Here is a 22,716-nt window from a genome sequence, read left to right on the forward strand (position 1 = left end):
CGGCGGCGGCCGGTCGCGCCGGGGGGGCGGCCGTGCCGGCGGTGGGGGCGCCGGCGGCGGTCAGGGCGGCGACCTCGGCCAGCAGCCGGTCGCCCAGCGCGGTGTCGGCCTCGGCCGGATGGTCGATCAGGGCGCGGATGTGGTCCCGCGCCGCCAGCGCCACCCCGATCAGGGCGGAATTGAGCGCGAACTCGCCGCGCCGGACCTGATCGAACGCGGTTTCGAGATGGTGGGTGAAGGCGGCAGCCGCCTCGAAGCCGAACATCGCCCCCGACCCCTTGAGGGTGTGCAGGGCGCGGAAGGCGCTGTCGAGCAGATCGCGGTCGTCCGGGCTCTGTTCCAGGCTGAGCAGCGCCGTTTCGAGCTCGACCAGCAGATCGGCCGCTTCCTCGCGGAAGACCTGGCCCGGATCGCTGCCGCCCGCCATCACCCCAGGACCTTTTTGACGACGCCGAGCAGCTGGCTTTCCTGGAACGGCTTGACGATCCAGCCGGTGGCGCCGGCGCTCTTGGCCTCCGCCTTCTTGCTCTCGTCCGACTCGGTGGTGAGGAAGATGATCGGCACCCCCTTGTAGGTCGGCAGGGCGCGCAGTTGGCGGATCAGGGTCAACCCGTCCATGTTGGGCATGTTGAGGTCGGTCAGCACCAGATTGACGGCGCCGGCGCGGGCCTTGTCGAGGGCGTCCCTGCCGTCGCAGGCCTCGATCACCTCGTATCCGGCCCCGTTCAGCGCCAGCTTGACCATCAGCCGCATGCTGGTGGAATCGTCGACGCAGAGAATCGTCTTCGCCATTGTGCTCACGTCCCTTCTGTCCAGAAGCTGGAATCCCCGCCGCCGGCGGGCAGGCCGGTCAGCCCGGCCGCCCGCAGGGCAGAGGCCAGGGGACCGTGCGCCGGGTGGCGCAGGCGCACCCGGCCGCCGCGCCGTTCCGCGCTTTGGCGGACGGCCAGGACCAGTTGAATGAAGCTGAGATCGACATCGGTGGCGGCGGAGCAATCGATCAGCAGATCGGGGCCATCCGCCAGCGCGGCCTGGAGCAGATCGCGCAGCTCGGCCGCTCGGGCCAGTCCAAGTGTGCCGGAACACACCACCACCTGTTCCTGACCGTTCTGGTCCATCGGGTCCGCCCCCCTGGTCTTTGCCCGGGGCGCCGTTCCGGCGCCGGGTATCGGCCCGCTCGGCCGTTCCGGGGGCGGGGCCGCTGCCGCGCCATTCGGAAAGGACCGCGTTTTCCTCGCCGGCTGCGGCGGGCCATGCCGCTGCCACTTCGGGCGAAGACACTATCCCCGCGCCCGACAACACCAAGCATCGACCCAATTCGCATCGGGTATCCGCCGGTATTCACTCAGATGTCGCCCAGGAAAGGCCATTTCAAGGGGGTAAGGTTCCCCACGGGCCGGCGACAAAATGTAAACAGGCCATATTCTCGTTTACAAAGTGTTCGCAATTATAGGGATTTGACCTGGGGTGAGTCAAGGAGATTGTGAAGTCATACACACAGAGCAATGGTTTACGGAAAGTAAAGATGGAGAGTCGGTTGGGATGGGCGAGGCTAAGTTTCCCCTTCCAGCGTCAGGGTTGCTGCTCCACTACCCGTTCAGACCGGCTTCTATACGATAGTTTATCAGTAATTAACGGTATCTTGATTCCTCAACGTGAAAAATTGACGACAAAAAACCAGGGCTGCGCGAAAGGGCCTGGTGCGGGACACGTCAGGAGGATCGCGGGAAACCCGGCCAAACTGGGCTTGACGCCGGCCGGCCGCATCGGGCACCATGCCGCCATGACCGCTTTCGTTGCATCCGTCCTGCTAGTGCTGCGCCGCCCGGTGTCGTAAATCGACGCCGGGGCTTGTGGTGTCGGTTCCGTCAGGGTTCGGGTGCGTGTCATGATCTCCTTTCCATCTTCGTCGTCCTGCCGCCGCGCGCCGCGCCGTGTTCCGGTGCCGCCGTCCGTCCTGCCGCCGCGCCTGCGACTAGGCCGCGGCCGCCGGGCCTGACCCCGCGTGGCCGCCCGGCGGCCGTGAACGGCGCCGCGCTGTTCCGAGATCCATCGCTGACATGCCTTTTTGACAGGAGGACGAGGCCATGATGCCCGCCGCCAAGGAAAAGTACCGTCCCTATCCCGCGCTCCGCCCCCAGACCCGCCGCTGGCCCGACGCCGAGATCACCCGTCCGCCGGTGTGGTGCAGCGTCGATCTGCGCGACGGCAACCAGGCCCTGATCGATCCGATGGGCACCGGCCGCAAGATGCAGATGTGGCAGACCCTGGTCGGGATCGGATTCAAGGAGATCGAGGTCGGCTTTCCCGCCGCGTCCCAGACCGATTACGACTTCATCCGGGTGTTGATCGAGGGCGGCCACATTCCCGAGGACGTCACCATTCAGGTGCTGGTCCAGTCGCGCCCCGAACTGATCGCCCGCACCTTCGAGGCGGTGCGCGGCGCCCCCCGGGTGATCGTCCATCTCTACAACTCGACCTCCGAGGTGCAGCGGCGGGTGGTGTTCGGCCTGGATCGCCAGGGCTGCATCGATCTCGCCCTCGCCGGCACCCGCCAGATCCGCGAATTGTCGGCGGCGCGGCCGGAGGGGGAGGTGGTGTTCCAGTATTCCCCGGAAAGCTTCACCGGCACCGAGCCCGATTTCGCGGTCGAGATCGTCGAGGCGGTGGCCCAGGCCTGGGGCGCCAGCCCGACCCGGCGGATGATCTGCAACCTGCCGGCCACGGTCGAGATGTCGACCCCCAACCATTACGCCGACGTGATCGAATGGTTCCTCGACAAGGTGTCGTGCCGGGACTCGCTGATCCTGTCGGTCCATCCCCACAATGATCGCGGCACCGGGGTCGCGGCGGCCGAGCTGGCGGTGATGGCCGGGGCCGACCGGGTCGAGGGCACCCTGTTCGGCAATGGCGAGCGCACCGGCAACGTCGATATCATCACCCTCGCCCTCAACCTGTTCACCCAGGGGGTCGATCCGCGCCTCGACCTGTCCGACATCGACGCGGTCCGCCACGTCGCCGAGGAATGTACCGGCCTGCCGGTCCATCCGCGCCATCCCTATGCCGGCGATCTGGTCTACACCGCCTTTTCCGGCTCGCATCAGGACGCGATCCGCAAGGGTTTCGCCGCCCGGCGCAAGGGCAACGACCCGGTGTGGGAGGTGCCCTACCTGCCGATCGACCCGGCCGATGTCGGCCGCAATTATCAGGCGGTGATCCGCATCAACAGCCAGTCGGGCAAGGGCGGCATCGCCGCGGTGCTCGAACGCGATTACGGCCTCGAACTGCCGCGTCCGTTGCAGGTCGAATTCGCCCAGGTGGTGCAGCGCATCGCCGACGCGGCCGGTCGCGAACTCGAACCGGCCGAGATCATGGCCGCCTTCACCGACACCTATCTCAGCCCCGGCCGGCTCGAACTGGTCGAATATTCGACCGTCCCGGTCGGCAACAAGGGCCAGAACCGGGCCCTGACCGCCACTCTGCTCAAGGATGGCGAGGAGCGGGTGTTGCAGGGCGTCGGCCCCGGCCCGGTGGCGGCGTTCGTCCAGGCGCTCGAAAAGGAACTCGGGGTGGCGCTGTCGCTGCGTGACTATCACGAGCACGCGCTCGGCAGCGGCGCCGACGCCCAGGCCGCCTGCTATGTCGAACTGGTGTTGCCCGACGGCACCGGCATCCACGGCGCCGCGGTCGAAGCCGGCATCACCATGGCCTCGCTGCGGGCGGTGGTCAGCGCGGTCAACCGGATGGGGTGAAAAAAGGGGACGTGGGCTCTGCCCACACCCGCCAAGGGCCGCAAGGCCCTTGGATCCCCTTGATGGTCGGGCGCGACGGATAGGGGAAGGGTTCCAAGGGCCCCCGGCCCTTGGCGGGTGTGGGCGGAGCCCACGTCCTCACCCTGCCGCCAGCAGCGGCCGCAGGGTCTGCTCCAGCGCATTGAATTCGGCTTCGAGTTCGGCGAAGCGGGTGGCGAGGGCCGGCGGCGGCGACTCGCTTGCCAGCATTTCCCCGATTTCGGCGCCGATCCGCCGCAGCGCGACGGCCCCGAGGGCGTCGGCGGCTTCGGTCAGGGCGCGGGCCCGGGCGCGGGCGGTGACGAGGTCGGCGGCGCCCAGGGCGTCGCGCAGCGCCTCGACCCCGCCGCTGGCGAGGAAATCGCCCAGCCGGGTCAGGAAGCGGCCGACCTCGCCATCGGCGGCGCGCAGGCCGGCGGCGAGATCGAGTCCGGCCGGCGCCTCGGGCGCGGGGGGCGGCGGCTCGGCGGCCGGCGTCGCCAGCCGGGCGAGCTGGATATGGCAGGCTTCAAGCTCGCGCGCCAGCCGGCGCTGGTCGGTGACGTCCTGCTCGAACGCGGCGTAATGGCTGACGGTGCCGTCGGGCCGGCGCAGCGGCAGGATCAGCGCGGCGAAGATCCGCTCCTCCCCGTCGCGGGTGCGGTTGATCAGCTCGCCCTGCCAGCTTTCGCCCCGGGCCAGGGCCTCCCACAGCGCCCGATGGGTCGCGGCCGGGGTCCGCCCCGAGCGCAGCAGGCGCGGGGTCTGCCCGATCGCGGCGTCACGGTCGAAGCCGGTGGCGGCGACGAAGGCGTCGTTGATTTCGACGATGGTGCCGTCGGGCGCGGTCACCAGCACCGCCAGCGGGCACTGCCCGACCAGTTGCGCCAGCCGGGCGATCTCGCCCTCGGCCGAATCCGTCTCGGCGCGGTCACGCCAGCTCGCCACCAGATAATCGCGGCCGTCGTGACGGGTGGGGGCCAGCCGCAGTTCGACCGGGATCAGGCCGCCGTCGCGGTGGCGGCGGCGGGTGTCGATCCGGGCCTCGCCCCGCGTCTGCGCCTCGCGGGCCAGTTCGGGCAAAGCGGCGGCGGTCGCCTCGTCGATGCTGTCGGCCAGCGGCCGCCCGGCCGGATCGGCGGGGTCCTGGCCGAGCGCGGCGGCGGCGGCCGGATTGGTCGCGGCCAGGGTCAGCGTCGCCGCGTCGATCAGTTCGAGCGGGCAGGGGGCGGCGGCGAACACCGCCGCCCGCAATTCCAGCTGGTCGCGGTCGCCGGCGCCGTCGTCCCGCCGCGCCAGGGTGCCGGCGAGGCGGTCGGCGATCGCCCCGAGCAGGGTGCGTTCCTCGGCCAGGAAGGCCGGTCCGGCCTCGGCCGGCACCGGGGCGCGATAGGCGGCGATCACCCGTCCCACCCCGCCGCCGGGGATCGGGAAGGGCACGGTCAGACGTTCGCCGTCGGCCGCTTCGCCCCAGCCGGCCTCGCCCAGTTCGATCCGTCCCGCCACCAGGGTGGGATGACGCAGCGCCGAGGGCAGACGCTCGGCGACGGCGGCAGCGAGCGCCTCGGGGGCGAGGTCGTCGCGTTCGGTCAGGCACACCACGTCATGCAGGCAGGCGATGTGGCGGATCCGGACATCGAGCGCGTCCTGGCTGCGGCGCCCGGCGGTCACCGCGCCCTGGAGCGCCAGCAGCCGCTCCGCCAGCGGCCGCAGCGGCGAGCCGCGCTCGCCGGCCAGGGCGGTTGCCGCCGCCTGGGCGGTGTCGGCGTCGCCGGCGGCCAGCGCGTCGAGCGCCCCGCTCGCCCGCCGCAGACGGGTATGCAGCCACCACGCCGCGCCGCCCCACAGCAACAGCAGCGCCGCCGCCAGCGCGGCGGCGATTGCGGCGTCGCGCCCCGCCAGCCGATGCCGCTCGGCCGCCGCGTCGTCGTCGCGTTGGCTGGCCTCGGCGGCCAGGGCCAGGGCGGCGGTGCGGGCCGCGTCATTGAGCCGGGCGGCGTTGGCGGCGGCGGCGGCGAGGAAACGGTCGCCCCGGGGCGGGGCGTTGCGGGCGGGGGCCCGGGTCGCCTGGAGCAGCGCGCTCCGGAAGCCGTCGAACAGGCGGGGGGCCTCGGCGCGCCCCGAGGCGGTGGCGATTTCGGCCAGCGCCCCCCGGTCCACCGCCGCCAGCCGTGCCACCAGGGCGGCATGCAGCCGGGCCAAGCCGGCGCGGTCCGTGCCGTTGCCGGCCTGGGCCAGCCCGTCCGAGGCCTGGAGCAGGATCTGGCCGATGTCCTGGCTGAAGCGGGCGATCCGGGTCTGTGCCGCCTGATCGGCCGCCTGACGCTGCTGGTCGAGGCGAAGGGCCTGCTCGGTCCGGGTCAGGGTGGCGAGACCGTGGCCGGCCCCGGCCAGGGCCAGCACCGCCGCCGGCACCAGGGCCAGCGCCAGCGGCGGCAGCGGGCGGGTGGGCCGCCAGGGAAATCTCAGGGAAAGCCGCTTCAGTTTCGGCAGGATGTGAACGTGGCGCGTCTCGTCCGGGCCGGGTTCCGGCGGCATCCTGTTCCCCCCTCGACGTCGATTCCGGGGCATTGTCGCATGGCGGTTGGGCCAATTCTAGCGCCGAGGTGGGCCCCGCCCGGTCCTGTCCGCGCCCGACCGTCGAAGGGATCCAAGGGCTCTGCGGTCCTTGGCCGGGGGGCGGGGGCGCCGCTCCCCGCGTTTCTCAGCCGCGCAGGGCGGCGAAGGCTTCGGCCAGCCGGCGGTCCTGGTCCGGGTCGAGCAGGGCGGCGATGCCGGCCAGCAGGCCCATCTCCTCCTTCTGGATATGGAACATCTCGCGCTCGATCAGTTCGCCGCCCAGGGCGCGGAAGGCGTCCCAGCCGGCCGGCTCGAACCGGCCGCTGGCCGTCGCCGCCTCGGCCAGCGCCGCCACCTGTTGCGCCAGCGGCAGGATGGTCTGGTGCTCCTGGCCGAGGATCTCGACGATCCCGGTCTGGCCGACCGCCAGGAACAGCGGGAACAGCCGGGTTTCCTCGAAGTCGAAATGCTCGGCGACCTCGCGCCGCAGCCGGGCGGCCAGATCGGCCAGCCACGCCGTCAGGGTCGGATCGAAGGCCGGCGGCTTGCGGTTCTTGCGCAGTAGCAATTCGAGTCCTTCCAGGGTCTCGACGGTGGCCATGTGGTCGCGGTGCAGCAGCCCGCCGACCTGGGTGGTGGCAACGTTCATCGCGGGGTTCCTTTGTGCGGAGGGGAGGAAAGGGCCGGACGCCGGGCCTGAAGGGCGCGCCAGGGTACCGCGGCGGCATAAAGAAGGAAGGCGGCGGCTCCGACCAGCCCGGCGGCCAGCCCGAGCCGGACCGCCAGCGTCAGGCCGCCGGCCAGCCCGAGGGCGAGCAGGACGACGGCGGCGAGGTGGCAGGCGCCGTGCAGGGTGGCGGCCCAGGCCGGGGCGAGGCGGGACGGCAGCAGCGGCGGCCGGCCGGCGCCGGCGGAATGCATCGCCGCCAGGAACGGCAGGATCCGTTGCAGGATGGCGAGGACGAAGCCGAGCAGCCAGCCGATCACCAGCACCAGCCCCCACAGCCCGGCCCACGGATCGGCCGGGGCGCCCAGCGCCAGGGCGAGGCCGAGGCCGAGGCTGAGCCCGAGCATCGCCCAGGCCGACACCAGCAGCAGGAAGAACGGTTCGAGCCGGCGCCGCATCCGCCGCCGCAGGCAGGCGGCGACGGCGCGCAGATGGAGCAGCAGGGCGGCGGCGCCCAGCCCCGCGCCGAGGGCGGCCAGCCAGGACAGGCCGGTGGCCGCCCCGATGGCACCGCAGGCGAGGGCGGGGGCGGCGAGGGCCAGCGCCCGCCGGCTGGCCGCCTCGGGGATCGCCGGGCCGAGCACGAACATCGGCAGCAGCAGGGTCGAGAAGCCGAAGGCCAGCATCCCCATGAAGCCATAGGCGCCGAGCACGGCATGGGCGGCGGCGACGGCGCGGTGGTCGCCCAGCCAGCCGGTGGAGAAATCGGCCAGCAAGGCGAGGCCGAGCCCGGCCAGCGCGGCCAGCGCGGCCAGGGCCAAAGCGAGGTGGCGGCCGAGCGCGTCGAGCCCCCCGCCCCGGCGCAGATGTCCGGCCACCAGCAGGGCGAACAGGGCCAGCGCGGCCGAGACCATCCCGCCGCCCGCCGCCATCAGGCGCGGCGCCGGCAGGGCCAGACCGGACGACAGCAGCGCCACCCCGCCGGCCTGGAGCCAGAACAGGCCGTGGCACAGCCCGACCCCGGCCAGCGGGCGGTTGGTGATCACCGGCAGCATCTGGATCGCCGCGCCGATCGCGGTCATCGCCAGGGTGCCGAGGGTGATCAGATGCAGGGCGGCGGCGACCGGCCCGGCCCCGCCGGAAAAGCCGATCAGTTCCTCGGGACCGGCCCAGGCCAGCAGGGCCCAGGCGGCGAGATGGAACAGCACGGCGGCGGCGAAGAAGCGGCCGGGCAGGGCCGGCGGCAGCAACTGGTCGGCGGCGCCCGGGGGCAGGCCGGGCAGCATCAGCGCCGCTCCGGTTCGAGCCACAGCCGCAGATCGGCCGGGGCCGGCGCGACCCGGACGATCCGCCAGCCGCGTTCGGCCAGTTCGGCCGGCAGGAACAGCGGGTCGCGGTCGTGATGGACCACCACCGGGCCGCCGGTCGGGCCCAGCGAGTCGATCAGGCCGAGGATCAGCCGCAGCGGCTCGGGCGGGGACAGGCGGCGGACGTCGAGATGGATCCCGTCCTCTTCCTGCCAGCGCATCGCCCCTTCCGGCAGCAGGGTGGTCTCGGCCTCGGCCGCCCAGTCGGCGGCGCCGTCACGGACGAAGCGCACCCGCCACCAATCGGTGGCGAGCCGGGCTGCCCGCGACGAAAAACCGTGGCGCGCCATCACCCGCCGCAGCGGGGTCGGATTGAACGGGGCGTCGATCTCCAGCGCGCCGCCCTCGGCGATCGCCTCGGCCAGCGCCAGCACGCTGTCATAGGGGTCGATGCCCTCGGCCAGCATCGGCCGCACGTCGAGGCGTGGCGGCGCGGCGGGGGATGGAAGCGGGGGTGCGGTCACGACATGGCCCTCCTGGTCGGCTGCGGCCAGTGTGGCAGGGCGCCGCCGCCGGGGCCTTGATCCTGGTCAAGACCCCGGCGGCATGCATTGAAACGGCGGGAGGCCGGGCGCATATCCTCAGCCGATGGACGTGTTTTGACCGCCTTGGTGCCGCCGCATTGTGCGGTCAGGCTGATCCGCCTCTTTCTTCGCCGTCACAGGAGCCCGGCCCGTGCCGTTATCGACCATCCGAGCCTTTCTCCGCCTCGAAGTCGCCGGCGGCGTGTGTCTGCTGGCGGCCTCGCTGGCGGCGCTGGCGCTGGCCAATTCCCCGGCCCAGCCGTTCTACCAATCCCTGCTCGACCTGCCGGTGTCGGTGCGGATCGGCGAGATCGGGCTGGGCAAGCCGCTGCTGCACTGGATCAATGACGGGCTGATGGCGGTGTTCTTCCTGCTGGTCGGGCTCGAGATCAAGCGCGAGGTGGTGCAGGGCGAGCTGTCGAGCCTGCGCCGCGCCACCCTGCCCGGGCTGGCGGCGCTGGGCGGGATGGTGGTGCCGGCGCTGGTCTATCTCGCCGCCACCTGGGGCGATCCGGTGCTGATGCGCGGCTGGGCGATCCCGGCGGCGACCGACATCGCCTTCGCCGTCGGGGTGCTGGCGCTGGCCGGCCGTCATGCCCCGCCCTCGCTCCGGATCTTCCTGCTGGCGCTGGCGATCATCGACGATCTGGGCGCGATCGTGATCATCGCCCTGTTCTACACCGACCAATTGTCGCTGCTGTCGCTGGGGCTGGCGGCGCTGGCGCTGGCCGGGCTGGTCGGGCTCAACCGCGCCGGGGTGGCGCGGACGGCGCCCTATGTCCTGCTCGGGGTGCTGCTGTGGCTGTTCGTGCTGAAATCGGGGGTGCATGCCACCCTGGCCGGGGTGGCGATCGGCTTCGCCCTGCCGCTGCGCACCAAGGATCCGGCGCGGCCCTCGCCGCTCAAGCGGCTCGAACACGCGCTGCATCCCTGGGTGACCTTCGCGATCCTGCCGCTGTTCGCCTTCGCCAATGCCGGGGTGCCGCTGGCCGGGGTCGGGCTCGGGCAACTGGCCGACCCGGTGACGCTGGGGGTGGGGCTCGGTCTGGTGTTGGGCAAGCCGCTTGGGGTGATGCTGGCGATCGGGGTGGCGGTGGGGCTGCGGGTGGCCCGGCTGCCGGCCGGCGCCTCGTGGCCGCAGGTTCAGGCGATGGCGGTGCTGACCGGGATCGGCTTCACCATGAGCCTGTTCATCGGCGGTCTGGCCTTTCCCGACGCCGGGCAGGACGTTGCGGTGCGGGTCGGGGTGCTGGGCGGCTCGCTGCTGTCGGCGCTGATCGGCATCGCCCTGCTGCGGCTGGCGCCGCCTGCGGCGGCGAAGCGGTAGGGCGGGAACCTGAGTGGAGGCTCGACATCGGCGGCGGGCCGGGATCAGGCCCGATGACGACGGCGAGGCCGGGTGGGCTCTTCCCGCGGTATCTTGGCGTCAGCGTCCTGTTCCAGCTGCCGGTCGTCGCTGGCTTTTCCTCCCTGCATCGGCAGGAGGAGGCTCCGTTGGCGCCGGTCCTGGGTGGCCATCCTCGCCAAGCGGTCTTCCGCTTCGGCACGGGCGCGGTTGAGGGCGAACAGACGCGCCAGCGCCTCGTCATCCGAGATGTCGGCGGTCCAGCCGTAGGCGCGGGCCACGGCCTGATCGAGTTCCCGATGGGCGTTGACCAGCCACGTCGGGCGCAGGTTGTAGAGGTTGGTCAAGGTCCGCGTTTTCAGTTCCGCCTCGGCCCTGCTGCTGACGGGGATCAGGCGATCGGGAAATCCCGGCACCACCTCGGGCACCACCTTGACCAGATCCGGCGGGTTCAACCAGTTGCGCCGCAGTTCGTCGAGTCGCCGCGCCGCAGCCGCGATCGCCTGGGCGCGCGGGTCGTCGGCGTAGGCGGTGGCAGGAATGTCGAGCGTCAGGCCCTCGGGGAAGGGGAACGTCTCGAAGGTCGTGCTTGGGGTGTAGCGGGGACGGTCTTCAAGGCTGGTGCCCAGGCGTAGAGCCCACGCTTCATGAAAGCGGCTGTGCAGGATGCCAAATGTTACGTTATCGTCGCGGGTTATAACTATTAGCTGATGATCTGGGCAGGCAGTTTTATCGATAAAAGAGAAAAATCTGTATTTTGATACGGTGTTTGTAACTATGAATTGAGATGAACCCCCTATAGCTCGCCACATCCCAGGTCGGGGTTCTGCATGACGCCACCAAAACTTTCGATAGAGATCTCTACGATTTTTTAACCTATCAGATTTAACCATCCGCTCGATATACGTGAATGGCGCTTCATATAATGCCGCATCATTCTCTTTCATCTCCCACCCGAAATTGATAATCCATTTGTCGGCGGGGCGGCGTGTCACATCCATGCCGTTGACCCAGGGGCGGAGCACATCGGCGTTGGGGCGGCCGTGAGGGTTCGAGGGAAGCTCCAGCCAAGCGCGGGCGAGGCTGCCGGGAATGTCGAAGGCTCCGCCTTTCGTATCGCCCATGAAGGCCACCCCAGCATTCTGGCGTAGGCGCCGCGCTCGGGTCAGATCGGTGGCGGCCGCAGTCAGGTCGGAGTGAATGCGCGGCACCGGGGATCCGTCGAGAATGGCGTCTTCCTTCGGCTGAGCCGCTGCAAACGCCACCAGGGAGACCCGCACCGCCGCGCCGTCGATTACCCAAGGCTCATCGCTCCAGGCGGAAAAAATCCTTCCTTGGGTGACGATCGAGTCCAGAACGCGGCGGTTCGCCCCGCCACGGATCGAGTTCGTTGCGACCAGTCCCGCCGCGTTGGCTGGCCCCTCCTGCACACGTTCCCAGGACCGCACGAACCAATAGGCCACCAGATCAGCCTCCGCCGGAACGCGGCCGCGATAGACCGAGAACAGGCGATCGACGTAGGCATCGCCGAGCGAGCCGCGCAGCTTCTTCCCGCCCAGGAATGGCGGGTTGCCGACGATCACATCGGCCTCGGGCCACGGGGCTTCCTTGCCGTTGTCGTCCAGCAGGGCGTCGCGGCATTCGATCGCGTCGAGCCGCCCCAGAACCGGCTCTCGAAAAAAGGCAAGATCCGAGGCATTTTTCAACTGCCATTGCAGCTCGCCGATCCAGATCGTCGTCCGGGCCAACTCGGCGGCATAGGGGTTTACCTCGATTCCACGCACCGCCTTGGTCGTCACCAGTTGACCGATGAGGGGCAAACCGAGTTCCCCTGCCTCCTTGATCAGGCTTTGCTCGAAGTCTTTCAGGTGCAGCAGCGCCAGATAGAGGAAGTTGCCCGAGCCGCAGGCGGGATCAAGGACCCGAAAATCCCCCAGCCGTTGGCGAAACCGGTGCCAGATCTCGCGAGCCTCGTTTTCGGCCCGGGTCCGGGCTGAATCAGAGGCCGCCTTGTCGCGGCTCTTGCGGTACCGCTCAATCTTCCCCCGCGCCTCTTGCCACTCTTGTCGCAACGGGTCCAGCACCACCGGCTCAATGATCTTCATGATCGTATCTGGGTCGGTGTAGTGGATGCCGATCCCCTTGTCGGTCTGCTCGACCGCGCCGGATGCCCCACCGGCGGGGGGATCGAACAGCGCCGCCATCAGGTCGCGTTTTTCGGGATTGAGCCCGGCCTCGAACAGGGTGCCGAAAATCGAGGGCTCGATGGCGCTCCAGTCCAGCAGGGAAGCTTGATGCAACTCCCTGATTTCCATCCAGCCGAGCGGGAGCACGTCGTCATCGTCGAACAGCCCGCCGTTGAACCAGCGGATGCTGACCATGCCGAACATGCCGCCCGGGCTCTTCATCGCGCCGAACAGGGTTTTCAGGCCCGGCTCGAACTTGTCCGGCACCTTGACACATTCTTCCAATATGTCGGCGAACAGCCGGTTCGGCAGCAGTTCCACATCCTGGACGAACAGGCAGAACACCAGCCGATTGAGGAAATGGGCCACCCGGCGTGGGTCATATCCTCGCGTGCGGAGGCGTCCCGCGATCGTTCCGAACGCCCGTGCCGCGTCGCGGGTCACGCTGACCCGCGTCAGGCTCTCTCGCCTCAACATCTCCGGCTTGGAGAAGCAGTGCCGCAAGAGTTGGCGTGCCTCGACGCTCATCAGATCGGGCAGGCGGATGCAATGGGTCTCGACGATCGCGTTGGTGAAGTTGGTGTGGACCCGAATCTCCTCCATGTCCGAAACGATGAGGAGGGGAGGGTTCTCCAGTGCGCCCGAATATTCCTTGAGCTGGGCGTAGGCGGCGACGAGGTTGCGCTTGTCGCGTTTGTATTCCCAGGCAAAACAGCCCTTTTTCCAGACATCGGCCCGTCCCGGCCGACCATTGGCCTTCGGGATGGTTTTCTCGAAAGTATAGAAATCGCCGCGTCTGTCCAGTTCCTGTGGCTTGGAGACGTCGAGCAACTCGCACAGATCGAGGAAGTGTTCGTGCGCCGCCGACTGCTCGGACCGGGAGGTTCCCCGCCACCGCTCGATGAACTGTTCTGGGGTCATGGCTGAGCCCGCGTCCCCAGGTGCCACCACGATTGCTCGCTATGTTCCTGTTTGCAATGCAACCCAGGCATCGCCTTCCCCCCTCAAGAGAGCGACCTTGGTTGATTTTTAACTCGTAAAGTAGAAAAGTAAATATACTTCAGCAGGCTAAAGCTGTGGCTGTGAACGTTTTACGGCTATCGACACCGGTCAGTTCTTCCAAGCCTGGACGGAGAGGACGTAGGGCGGGGGGGATGGTGCCGGTTGCAGGATTCGAACCCGCGGCCCCCTCATTACAAGTGAGGTGCTCTACCACCTGAGCTAAACCGGCGCTACCGCCTGAACCTAACGGGCGGGGCGGGCGGGCGCAAGAGGTCCGCGCGTCCCGCCCGCCCCGCCGCGATCACAATCGTGCCGGGCGGCGCTGGCCCAGCCGGCGGTACAGCGTGTTGCGGCTGATGCCGAGCCGGCGGGCCGCCTCCGACAGGTTGCCGCCGGCCGCCTCCAGCGTGTGTTCGATCACCGAGGCCATCGCCACCCGCAGCGGGGCCGGGTCAAGCCCGGCGGTCGGTGGCGGCGGCGGCGGGGCGGCCAGATCCTCCGCCAGATCCTCCGGCAGGTGGATCCAATCGATCTCGGTCTCGCCCGGGTCCAGCATCGCGCAGGCGAAGCGCAGGGCGTTGGCGAGCTGGCGCAGGTTGCCGGGCCAGCGGTAGCGGGCCAGCGCCACCGCCAGTCCGGGGGCAAGGCGCGGGGTGTTGCCCGGAGCGAACTCGGCCAGCAGGCGGGCGGCGAGGGCGGCGAAATCGCCGCGTTCCCGCAACGGCGGCAGGGTCAGGGTCAGGCCGTTGAGGCGGTAATAGAGATCGGCGCGGAAGCGTCCGGTGTCGATCTCGGCCTTCAGCGGACGATGGCTGGCGGCGATCAGGGCGAAATCGACCGCCACCGGCTTGCCGCCGCCCAGCGGCACCACCCGCCGCTCCTGCAACACCCGCAACAGCCGCCCTTGTAGGCTGAGCGGCATGTCGCCGATCTCGTCGAGGAACAGGGTGCCTCCGTCGGCCTCGCGGATCCGGCCGGGGGCGCCGTCCCGCCGCGCCCCGGTGAAGGCGCCGGGGGCATAGCCGAACAGTTCGGCCTCGATCAGCGGCTCGGGCAAGGCGGCGCAATTGACCGCCACCAGCGGCCGGTCGCGGCGGGGGCCGGCGGCATGGATGGCGGTGGCGAACAATTCCTTGCCGACGCCGGATTCGCCCTGGAGCAGGATCGGGATCGGCTTGCCCAGCACCCGGCGGGCGCGGTCGAGCAGGGTGCGCATCCGCGCGTCGCCGGTATCGAGCGCGGCCAGGGCGTCTTCCGGCGCCGACGCCACCGGCTGCGGCACCGGCGCGGGACGGGACGGGCGGGCGGCGGCCGGGCGCGGCGGCACCAGCGCCACCGCGTGCCGGCGCAGCGGATCGACCCGGACGAACAGCGGCCGCCCGGCGCGGGTCCGCCCGGTCAGCGGCCGGTCGGCCCCGGCCTGGGCCTGGTCGAGCAGCCGGGCGGCCGGCAGTCCCAGCAGCGGCTCGATCCGCGCCCGGCCGAGATCGCCGCAGCAGAGCCCGAGCAGCGTCCGTCCGGCCGGGGTGGCGGCGATCACCGTGCCGTCCTCGCTCAGCGCCACCAGTCCCTCGGCCAGGGTGCCGAGCCCCTCGGCCTGGGGATGCAGCCGCAACCGCACCGCCCCGGCCGCCTCGGCCTCGAACAGCGCCCGCTCGATCATCTGCCCGGCGGCGGCGATCAGCCCGAGGGCATGGGGCGGGCGGGCGCGGTGCGGACCGGAAATATCGATCACCCCGAGCAGGGTGCCGTCCGGTCCGGCCAGCGGGGCGGCGGCACAGGTCAGGAAACGGTGGGGGGCGAGGAAATGCTCGGCGCCATGCACCGATACCGGCGCCGCCTCGGCCAGGGCGGTGCCGATGGCGTTGGTGCCGCGCGCGGTCTCGTCCCAGCAGGCGCCCGGCCGCAGCGCCACCCGGTCGGCCCGTTCGAGGAAGGCGGCGTCGCCCAGCGCGTCGATCACCAGCCCGGACTGGTCGGCCAGCAGCACCACGCTGCCGGAATCGCGCAGATGGGCGTGCAGGTACTCCATCACCGGCCGCGCCCGCCGCAGCAGGTGGTGGCGGCGGTCGATCGCCCCGTCGAGGCCGAGACGGCTGCTTTCCCCGGCGGGGGCCGAGCCGGGATGCAGCCCGGCGGCGAGGCAGCGTTGCCAGGAACGGCAGACGGCGGGGTCGATCGTCCCCGGCGGCGGCAACTCGCCATGGTCGAGCAGGGCGCGGGCGTCGCGCAGCCGGGACGGTGCCCGGCCTCCGGTCTGGGTCATCGTCTGGAACCTCCCTGTGGGGTCGGGTCTTTGCCCTTCCCTCGTGCTTTGTCCGCCAGTTTCGGCAAGGAGGGGCGACCAAGGCAAGAAAAACCTGACCGCGTCGCCCGTTGTTCCGTTTTGCCACACTGTCCCGCGATGGAACGGCGCGCCCGGCGGCGCACTTGGGGGCCTGATTCTTGAAAAACAACGAAAAAAGCGTTTGGCACGCCGAGTGCTGTACGAAAGGGGCGCCCCCGGACCGATCACGGGGGCCAAGACCGAAAAAACAGGGAGGACCCCTTCATGACCCATCTGTCCCCCGCCACCGCCGCCGCCACGGTGGTGTCGATCAAGAGCCGCTACGACAATTTCATCGGCGGCGCCTGGCGCGCGCCGCTCGATGGCGCCTATTTCGACACCGTCACCCCGATCACCGGACAGGTGATCAGCCAGGTGGCGCGGTCGCAGGCCCATGACGTCGAACTGGCGCTCGATGCCGCCCACGCCGCCGCCGATGCCTGGGGCCGCACCAGCGTCGCCGAGCGGGCGCTGATCCTCAACCGCATCGCCGACCGGATGGAGGCCAACCTCGAAAAGCTGGCCACCGCCGAGACGATCGACAACGGCAAGCCGATCCGCGAGACCCTGGCCGCCGACATTCCGCTGGCGATCGATCATTTCCGCTACTTCGCCGCCTGCATCCGCGCCCAGGAAGGCACCCTGGCCCAGATCGACGAGAACACCGTCGCCTACCATTTCGCCGAGCCGCTCGGGGTGGTCGGCCAGATCATCCCGTGGAACTTCCCGATCCTGATGGCGTCGTGGAAGCTGGCCCCCGCTTTGGCCGCCGGCAATTGCGTGGTGATGAAGCCGGCCGAGCAGACCCCGGTCAGCATCCTGGTGCTGATGGAGTTGATCGCCGATCTGCTGCCGCCCGGGGTGCTCAACATCGTCAACGGCTTCGGGCTGGAGGCGGGCAAGCCGCTGGCCTCGAGCAGCCGCATCGCCAAGATCGCCTTCACCGGCGAAACCTCGACCGGGCGGCTGATCATGCAATATGCCAGCCAGAACCTGATCCCGGTGACGCTGGAGCTGGGCGGCAAGTCGCCCAACATCTTCTTCGCCGACGTCGCCGCCGAGGATGACGCCTTCCTCGACAAGGCGGTCGAGGGCTTCGTGCTGTTCGCCCTCAACCAGGGCGAGGTCTGCACCTGCCCGTCGCGCGCGCTGATCCAGGACAGCCTGTACGACAAGTTCATGGAACGGGCGCTGGCCCGGGTCAAGGCGATCCGCCAGGGCAACCCGCTCGACCCCGCCACCATGATCGGCGCCCAGGCGTCGAGCGAGCAGATGCACAAGATCCTGTCCTACATCGAGATCGGCCGCGCCGAGGGGGCCGAACTGCTGACCGGCGGCGCCCGCGCCGACCTCGGCGGCGATCTCGCCGACGGCTATTACGTCGAGCCGACGGTGTTCCACGGCGACAACCGGATGCGGATCTTCCAGGAGGAGATCTTCGGGCCGGTGGTGGCGGTGACCACCTTCAAGGACGAGGAGGAGGCGCTGCACCTCGCCAACGACACCCTCTACGGCCTGGGCGCCGGGGTGTGGAGCCGCGACGGCAACCGCGCCTACCGCTTCGGCCGGGGGATCAAGGCCGGGCGGGTGTGGACCAATTGCTACCACCTCTATCCCGCCCATGCCGCCTTCGGTGGCTACAAGCAGTCGGGCATCGGCCGCGAGACCCATCACATGATGCTCGACCATTACCAGCAGACCAAGAACCTGCTGGTCAGCTACTCCCCCCAGGCCCTCGGCTTCTTCTGAGCCCCGCCCTCCGTCACGCAAAGGATCGCCCGATGACTCAGACCGCTTTCTTCATCCCCTCGCTCAACCTGATGGGGGCGGGGTGCCTCGATGGCGCGATGGCCGAGATCGCCCGCCACCGCTTCACCCGCGCCTTGATCGTCACCGACCCGGTGCTGCACGGGCTCGGCCTCGCCGACCGCGTCGCCGGCCTGCTGCGGCGCGAGAACATCGCCAGCGCGATCTTCTCCGGCGCCCAGCCCAACCCCACCGTCGCCAATGTCGAGACCGGGCTGGCCCTGCTCCAGGCCGAGCAGTGCGATTGCGTGATCTCGCTCGGCGGCGGCTCGTCGCATGATTGTGCCAAGGGGATCGCCCTGACCGCCACCAACGGCGGCAGCATCCGCGATTACGAGGGGGTGGACCGCTCGGCCCGGGCGCAGCTGCCGCTGATCGCGATCAACACCACCGCCGGCACCGCCAGCGAGATGACCCGCTTCTGCATCATCACCGACGAGGCCCGCCAGGTGAAGATGGCGATCGTCGATCGCCACGTCACCCCGCTGCTGTCGGTCAACGACCCGGAACTGATGCTGGGCAAGCCGAAGCTGCTGACCGCCGCCACCGGGATGGACGCGCTGACCCATGCGGTCGAAGCCTATGTCTCGGTCGCCGCCACCCCGATCACCGACGCCTGCGCCCTCAAGGCGGTGGCGATCATCGCCTCCAACCTGCGCACCGCTGTGGCCGAGGGCAACAACCTCGCCGCGCGCGAGGCGATGGCCTATGCCGGCTTCCTCGCCGGGATGGCCTTCAACAACGCCTCGCTCGGCTATGTCCACGCCATGGCCCACCAGCTGGGCGGGTTCTACGACCTGCCGCACGGCGTCTGCAACGCGGTGCTGCTGCCCCATGTCGAGGCCTTCAACGCCGAGGTCGCGGCCTCGCGGCTGAAGGATGTCGCCCACGCGATGGGGGTCGAGACGGTCGGCCTCAGCGACCGCCAGGGGGCCGACGCGGCGATCGCCGCGATCCGCCGCCTGTCGGCCGACATCGGCATTCCGGCCGGGCTGACCGAACTGGGGGTGCGGGATCAGGACGTGCCGATCCTCGCCAGCAACGCCCTCAAGGACGCCTGTGGCCTGACCAATCCCCGGCAGGCCAATCAGCAGGAGATCGAAGGCATCTTCCGCGCGGCGGCGTAGAACGGCGGGGCTGCCGCCCCGCACCCCGCCCGGGGCGATGCCCCGGACCCCCTTGATTTTCAAAAACAAAGGGGGTTTGGGGCCTCGCCCCAAGCGGGTGCGGGCGGCAGCCCGCGTAGCTTGGTGGTATCGCGCGCAAGGCGCGCGGGCGGCAGCCCGCTATTTTGTTTCCATCCCGACCAGCGACTGGGCGAAGGCGCGGGGATCGAACGGGCGGAGGTCGGCGGCCTGTTCGCCGACGCCGATGGCGTGGACCGGCAGGCCGAATTTCTCGGCCAGGGCGACCAGCACGCCGCCCCGGGCGGTGCCGTCGAGCTTGGTCAGCACCAGCCCGGTGACGGCGACCATATCGCGGAAGGTCTCGACCTGGGAATGGGCATTCTGGCCGACGGTGGCGTCGAGCACCAGCAGCACCGAATGCGGCGCGGTTTCGTCCACTTTCTTGATCGAGCGCACCAGCTTGGCCAACTCGGCCATCAGGTCGCTCTTGTTCTGGAGCCGGCCGGCGGTGTCGATGAACAGCAGGTCGTCGCCCTGCTTGCCGGCCTGAGTGACCGCGTCGAAGGCGAGAGCGGCGGCATCGGCGCCGGTGTCGCGGGCGATCACCGGGCAGCCGGTGCGCTCGCCCCACACCTTGAGCTGTTCGACCGCGGCGGCGCGGAAGGTGTCGCCGGCGGCGAGGCTGACCGCAAGACCGGCCTGTTTGTACTGGGTTGCCAGTTTGCCGATCGTGGTGGTCTTGCCGGCGCCGTTGACGCCGACCACCAGCACCACATGCGGCTTGCGGGTCGGGTCGATTTCCAGCGGCCGGGCGACCGGTTCGAGGATCGCGGTGATCTGGTCGGCCAGGATCGTCTTGATTTCCTCGGCGGTGATGTCCTGGTCGAGCCGGGTCTTGCTGAGATGCTCGGTGACGCGGGCGACGGTGCCGACGCCGAGATCGGCGGTAATCAGCAGATCCTGCAGGTCTTCCAGCGCCTCGTCGTCGAGCTTGCGCTTGGTGAACAGGTCGGCCAGCCCCTGGGTCAGGCGCGACGAGGATTTCGACAGGCCGGCCCGCATCCGGCCGAACCAGCCCTCGTCCCCGGCCGGGGCGGCGGCGGGCGCCGGGGCGCCGAGCAGGGTGTCGAGGTCGGGGGCGGCGGCGCGGGCGGTGACGGCGGCGGGGGCCAGATCGCGCAGCAGCAGCAGGTCGATCCGTTCGCGGCCCTCGCCGCGCGGGGCGCGCAGGCCGCTGACATGGAGGCGGCGGCCGGGCTGGCGCAGCGCGACCTCCATCTCGAAGCCGAGCCCGTCGCCGCGCAGATGGCGCACGGCGAGGTCGAGCCGGGCTGAATCCTGCGGGGTCAGCCGGCCCAGCACCGCGGCGAAGCCGGGCGGCAGGGCTTCGTCATCGAGTCCGAGCAGCGCGGTCAGGCGGGCCGGGCGCAGTTCGCGCTCGCCCACCCAGGCGTGGAAGGCGTCCGGTTCGGCCAGCAGGCCGCGCAGCAGCCGTTCGCCCGCCTCGTCCTGGCGCGACAGCGCCTGGAGCGCGGTGCCGAGCATCCGCCGGGTCGCCACCAGCAGCAGCAGCAGCGGCAGGCCGGCCAGGACGATGCCGACCGACAGCGACAGCGGGTCGAGCCGGCCCGGCTGGGTCAGGGTGGCGAGATCGGCCAGCAGGGCGGCGCCGGGGTCGGCGTGGGCCAGGGCCGGCGCCGCCAGCGTCAGAACGGCGGCGGCCGAAGCGGCGAGATGGCGGCCCCCCGCCGCCGGAATCCATGCGTTGCTCATCGTTCCTCTTCGGCGCACAACACGCCGTCCTCCACTGCGATGATCCGCGCCCGCGTCACGCTGCCCGGCGCGGCGGGGTCCCCCCCCATTTTAACCGGCAGATAATACTCACAATGCCCCTTGCCGTCGCGTTCGATCACCACCGTGGCGGTCTGGCCGACCCGTGAGGCCAGCAGCGTCGCCATCGCCGCCTCGCCCGCCGCGCGCAGGCGGGCGGCGCGGGCCTTGACCACCGGGCCGGGCAGGCGGGGGAAGCCGGCCGCCGGGGTGCCGGGGCGGGGCGAGAACGGGAAGACGTGCAGGTGGGTCAGTCCGATCTCCTCGACCAGATCGAGCGAGCGCCGGGCCATTTCGTCGTCCTCGCCGGGGAAGCCGGCGATCAGGTCGGCCCCCAGCACCAGATCGGGCCGGGCGGCGCGCAGCCGGGCGGCGAGGCGCAGCACGTCGGCGCGGCGGTGGCGCCGCGCCATCCGTTTCAGCACCGCATCGTCGCCGGCCTGGATCGACAGATGGGCGTGGGGAGCGAGGCGCGGCTCCTCGGCGAAGCAGGCGATCAGTTCGTCATCGACCTCGACCGGGTCGAGCGAGGACAGCCGCAGCCGGGTCAACTCGGGCAGTTCGGTCAGCAGCCGGCGCACCAGCGCGCCGAGGCCGGGGTGGTCGGGGCGGTCGGCGCCATAGGCGGTGACGTCCACCCCGGTCAGCACCAGTTCGGGCAGGCCGGCGGCGACCAGTTCGCGCGCCTGGGCGATCACCCGCTCGGGCGGCACCGAGCGGTTGGGGCCGCGCCCGAACGGAATGATGCAGAAGGTGCAGCGGTGATCGCAGCCCTGCTGCACCTCGACGAAGGCGCGGGCCCGGCCCTCGAAGCCGGACAGCAGATGCGAGGCGACCTCGCGCAGCTGCATGATGTCGCCGACCACGATCCGCTCGGCCGGCGGGGTGGCGAAGATCTCTGGCCGCAGCTTTTCGGCATTGCCGAGGATCTGGTCGATCTCGGGCATCGCCGCATAGACCTCGGGATGGGCCTGGGCGGCGCAGCCGGTGACGACGATGCGGGCGTCGGGATGGTCGCGCCGCGCCTTGCGGATCGCCTGGCGGACCTGCCGCTCGGCCTCGGCGGTGACGGCGCAGGTGTTGACGATGATGGTCTCGACCCCGCTGGCCGCCGCCGCCGCATGCTCGCGCATCACTTCGGATTCGAAGCTGTTGAGCCGGCAGCCGAAGGTCAGGATCGTCGGCTTGGGGGCGCTCATGCCGACAGCAAAGCGGGCGCCGCCGCGCCGGTGAAGCTGGTCGCCACCGGGCCGGTCATCAGGACGTGGCCGTCCTCGCCCCAGGCGATCTCCAGGCTGCCGCCATCGAGGATCAGTTCGGCCCGGCGCGGGGTCAGGCCACGCCGCGCCGCCGCCACCAGGGTGGCGCAGGCGCCGGTGCCGCAGGCCGGGGTGATCCCGGCGCCGCGTTCCCACACCCGCATCCGGATCCGGCCGCATTCGGGCGCGGCGGCGGGCAGGATCTGCGCCACCTCGATGTTGCAGCGGGCCGGGAACAGCGGGTCGTACTCCAGCCCCGGCCCCAGCGCGGCCAGATCGATGGCCTCGGCGTCGGCGACGAAGAACACCGCGTGCGGGTTGCCCATCCCCACCGCGACCGGATCGGCCAGCGGCCCGGCGGCGAGCGGCAGGTGCAGGGTGTCGAGCGGCCGGGCCAGCGGGATCTCGTCCCAGCCCAGCCGGGCCGGCCCCATGTCCACCGCCACCCGCTCGCCGCCGCGCGCTTCGGCCCGCAGCAGGCCGGCGGCCGTTTCGATCGTCACCCGGGGGGCGTGGTTCTGCTCCATCAGCAGCCAGGCGACGCAGCGGGTGGCGTTGCCGCAGGCGGCGACCTCGGAACCGTCGGCGTTGAAGATCCGCATCAGCGCGGCGGCGGCGGGGTCGCGCGGCGGGGCGATCACGATCAGCTGGTCGCAGCCGATGCCGGCGCGGCGATCGGCCAGGGCGCGCACCCGGGCCGGGTCGAGGGCCAGGGCACGCGGGTCGGTCCGGCCGTCCAGCACGATGAAATCGTTGCCGAGGCCGTGCATCTTGCGGAAGGGCAGGGGGGCGGAATCACTCATGGTCCGGTTATAGGATCCGGCGGGCCGAAAAGTCCACCCGGTCGCGGCGCGCGTCCCACGGCCACGGGCGGGTCGGATGCGGCCCGTTGAAAACGCAAGCTGTTTTTTGTCGCGAACGGTGGCGGCATCAGCACCTGTATCACGA

Annotated in this window: 16 protein-coding genes and 1 tRNA gene; 4 read left to right on the forward strand and 13 right to left on the reverse strand. The window is 70.6% G+C overall.

Translation table 11 applies throughout. The features are described from left to right. The 3 genes from ACFSNB_RS09060 to ACFSNB_RS09070 all read right to left on the reverse strand — a co-directional run. A partial coding sequence (locus tag ACFSNB_RS09060; RefSeq protein ID WP_377315853.1) for an Hpt domain-containing protein occupies positions 1-427 on the reverse strand: 427 nt, incomplete at its 3' end. Further along, positions 427-792: a response regulator gene (locus ACFSNB_RS09065; protein WP_377315854.1), complete on the reverse strand. Its 366-nt coding sequence runs from the start codon at positions 790-792 to the stop codon at positions 427-429. The genes ACFSNB_RS09065 and ACFSNB_RS09060, both read right to left, overlap by 1 nt. Before the next feature lie 5 nt (positions 793-797). Beyond that, positions 798-1,118: an STAS domain-containing protein gene (locus tag ACFSNB_RS09070; protein WP_377315855.1), complete on the reverse strand. Its 321-nt coding sequence runs from the start codon at positions 1,116-1,118 to the stop codon at positions 798-800. Between the two features lie 969 nt (positions 1,119-2,087). Between ACFSNB_RS09070 and leuA the strand changes: the two genes are divergently transcribed. Then, positions 2,088-3,752 carry a 2-isopropylmalate synthase gene (gene leuA / locus ACFSNB_RS09075; RefSeq protein WP_377315856.1) on the forward strand — a complete coding sequence of 555 codons (1,665 nt, stop codon included), beginning with the start codon at positions 2,088-2,090 and terminating at the stop codon, positions 3,750-3,752. Positions 3,753-3,890: 138 nt separating this feature from the next. Here leuA and ACFSNB_RS09080 read toward each other — a convergent pair whose 3' ends face one another. From ACFSNB_RS09080 to ACFSNB_RS09095, 4 genes are all read right to left on the reverse strand, one after another. Next, complete coding sequence (locus ACFSNB_RS09080) at positions 3,891-6,308, reverse strand: PAS domain-containing protein (RefSeq protein WP_377315857.1); 2,418 nt, start codon at positions 6,306-6,308, stop codon at positions 3,891-3,893. A gap of 166 nt (positions 6,309-6,474) precedes the next feature. Continuing rightward, positions 6,475-6,978: a hemerythrin domain-containing protein gene (locus ACFSNB_RS09085; protein WP_377315858.1), complete on the reverse strand. Its 504-nt coding sequence runs from the start codon at positions 6,976-6,978 to the stop codon at positions 6,475-6,477. Continuing rightward, the gene (locus tag ACFSNB_RS09090) at positions 6,975-8,306 is read right to left on the reverse strand and encodes a hypothetical protein (protein ID WP_377315859.1); all 1,332 of its coding nucleotides are present in this window, start codon (positions 8,304-8,306) and stop codon (positions 6,975-6,977) included. Before ACFSNB_RS09090 ends, ACFSNB_RS09085 begins: the two co-directional genes overlap by 4 nt. Further along, positions 8,282-8,827 carry a DUF2249 domain-containing protein gene (locus tag ACFSNB_RS09095; protein ID WP_377315860.1) on the reverse strand — a complete coding sequence of 182 codons (546 nt, stop codon included), beginning with the start codon at positions 8,825-8,827 and terminating at the stop codon, positions 8,282-8,284. Before ACFSNB_RS09095 ends, ACFSNB_RS09090 begins: the two co-directional genes overlap by 25 nt. A gap of 211 nt (positions 8,828-9,038) precedes the next feature. On the opposite strand from ACFSNB_RS09095, the gene nhaA reads away from it, so the two are divergent. Further along, a complete protein-coding gene (gene nhaA, locus ACFSNB_RS09100; RefSeq protein ID WP_377315861.1) occupies positions 9,039-10,214 on the forward strand; it encodes a Na+/H+ antiporter NhaA in 1,176 nt (391 codons plus the stop codon). 44 nt (positions 10,215-10,258) lie between these two features. Here nhaA and ACFSNB_RS09105 read toward each other — a convergent pair whose 3' ends face one another. The 3 genes from ACFSNB_RS09105 to ACFSNB_RS09115 form a co-directional block, all read right to left on the reverse strand. Next, complete coding sequence (locus ACFSNB_RS09105) at positions 10,259-13,339, reverse strand: class I SAM-dependent DNA methyltransferase (RefSeq protein ID WP_377315862.1); 3,081 nt, start codon at positions 13,337-13,339, stop codon at positions 10,259-10,261. A gap of 234 nt (positions 13,340-13,573) precedes the next feature. Beyond that, a tRNA-Thr gene (locus tag ACFSNB_RS09110) sits at positions 13,574-13,649 on the reverse strand. Positions 13,650-13,721: 72 nt separating this feature from the next. Continuing rightward, on the reverse strand, positions 13,722-15,686 hold the full coding sequence (locus ACFSNB_RS09115; protein WP_377315863.1) for a sigma-54-dependent Fis family transcriptional regulator: 1,965 nt from the start codon (positions 15,684-15,686) through the stop codon (positions 13,722-13,724). A gap of 285 nt (positions 15,687-15,971) precedes the next feature. Here ACFSNB_RS09115 and adh point away from each other — a divergent pair, with 285 nt between their 5' ends. Continuing rightward, positions 15,972-17,495, forward strand: a complete 1,524-nt coding sequence (gene adh, locus ACFSNB_RS09120) for an aldehyde dehydrogenase (protein ID WP_377315864.1) — start codon at positions 15,972-15,974, stop codon at positions 17,493-17,495. A gap of 32 nt (positions 17,496-17,527) precedes the next feature. Next, entirely contained in the window at positions 17,528-18,679 is a 1,152-nt protein-coding gene (gene yiaY / locus ACFSNB_RS09125) for an L-threonine dehydrogenase (protein WP_377315865.1), read from the forward strand. A gap of 159 nt (positions 18,680-18,838) precedes the next feature. On the opposite strand, the gene ftsY is transcribed toward yiaY, so the two are convergent. The 3 genes from ftsY to dapF are packed head-to-tail and all read right to left on the reverse strand — an operon-like array spanning position 18,839 to position 22,571. Beyond that, a complete protein-coding gene (ftsY, locus tag ACFSNB_RS09130) occupies positions 18,839-20,452 on the reverse strand; it encodes a signal recognition particle-docking protein FtsY (RefSeq protein WP_377315866.1) in 1,614 nt (537 codons plus the stop codon). Further along, positions 20,449-21,708, reverse strand: a complete 1,260-nt coding sequence (gene mtaB / locus ACFSNB_RS09135; protein WP_377315867.1) for a tRNA (N(6)-L-threonylcarbamoyladenosine(37)-C(2))-methylthiotransferase MtaB — start codon at positions 21,706-21,708, stop codon at positions 20,449-20,451. The genes ftsY and mtaB overlap by 4 nt, the downstream gene beginning before the upstream one ends. Further along, positions 21,705-22,571 carry a diaminopimelate epimerase gene (dapF, locus tag ACFSNB_RS09140; protein ID WP_377315868.1) on the reverse strand — a complete coding sequence of 289 codons (867 nt, stop codon included), beginning with the start codon at positions 22,569-22,571 and terminating at the stop codon, positions 21,705-21,707. Before dapF ends, mtaB begins: the two co-directional genes overlap by 4 nt. Positions 22,572-22,716 lie beyond the last annotated feature (145 nt).

Origin of the sequence: Phaeospirillum tilakii, assembly GCF_042683125.1 — a bacterium.
In the GTDB taxonomy this organism is placed as follows: Bacteria; Pseudomonadota; Alphaproteobacteria; order Rhodospirillales; family Magnetospirillaceae; genus Phaeospirillum; species Phaeospirillum tilakii.

Bases quoted from the DNA above. Each gene is read 5' to 3' on its own strand.
- ACFSNB_RS09080 (WP_377315857.1), bottom strand. From the start codon at position 6,308: ATGCCGCCGGAACCCGGCCCGGACGAGACGCGCCACGTTCACATCCTG.
- yiaY (WP_377315865.1), top strand. From the start codon at position 17,528: ATGACTCAGACCGCTTTCTTCATCCCCTCGCTCAACCTGATGGGGGCG.
- ACFSNB_RS09115 (WP_377315863.1), bottom strand. From the start codon at position 15,686: ATGACCCAGACCGGAGGCCGGGCACCGTCCCGGCTGCGCGACGCCCGC.
- ftsY (WP_377315866.1), bottom strand. From the start codon at position 20,452: ATGAGCAACGCATGGATTCCGGCGGCGGGGGGCCGCCATCTCGCCGCT.
- ACFSNB_RS09065 (WP_377315854.1), bottom strand. From the start codon at position 792: ATGGCGAAGACGATTCTCTGCGTCGACGATTCCACCAGCATGCGGCTG.
- ACFSNB_RS09085 (WP_377315858.1), bottom strand. From the start codon at position 6,978: ATGAACGTTGCCACCACCCAGGTCGGCGGGCTGCTGCACCGCGACCAC.
- adh (WP_377315864.1), top strand. From the start codon at position 15,972: ATGACCCATCTGTCCCCCGCCACCGCCGCCGCCACGGTGGTGTCGATC.
- dapF (WP_377315868.1), bottom strand. From the start codon at position 22,571: ATGAGTGATTCCGCCCCCCTGCCCTTCCGCAAGATGCACGGCCTCGGC.
- leuA (WP_377315856.1), top strand. From the start codon at position 2,088: ATGATGCCCGCCGCCAAGGAAAAGTACCGTCCCTATCCCGCGCTCCGC.
- ACFSNB_RS09105 (WP_377315862.1), bottom strand. From the start codon at position 13,339: ATGACCCCAGAACAGTTCATCGAGCGGTGGCGGGGAACCTCCCGGTCC.
- mtaB (WP_377315867.1), bottom strand. From the start codon at position 21,708: ATGAGCGCCCCCAAGCCGACGATCCTGACCTTCGGCTGCCGGCTCAAC.
- ACFSNB_RS09070 (WP_377315855.1), bottom strand. From the start codon at position 1,118: ATGGACCAGAACGGTCAGGAACAGGTGGTGGTGTGTTCCGGCACACTT.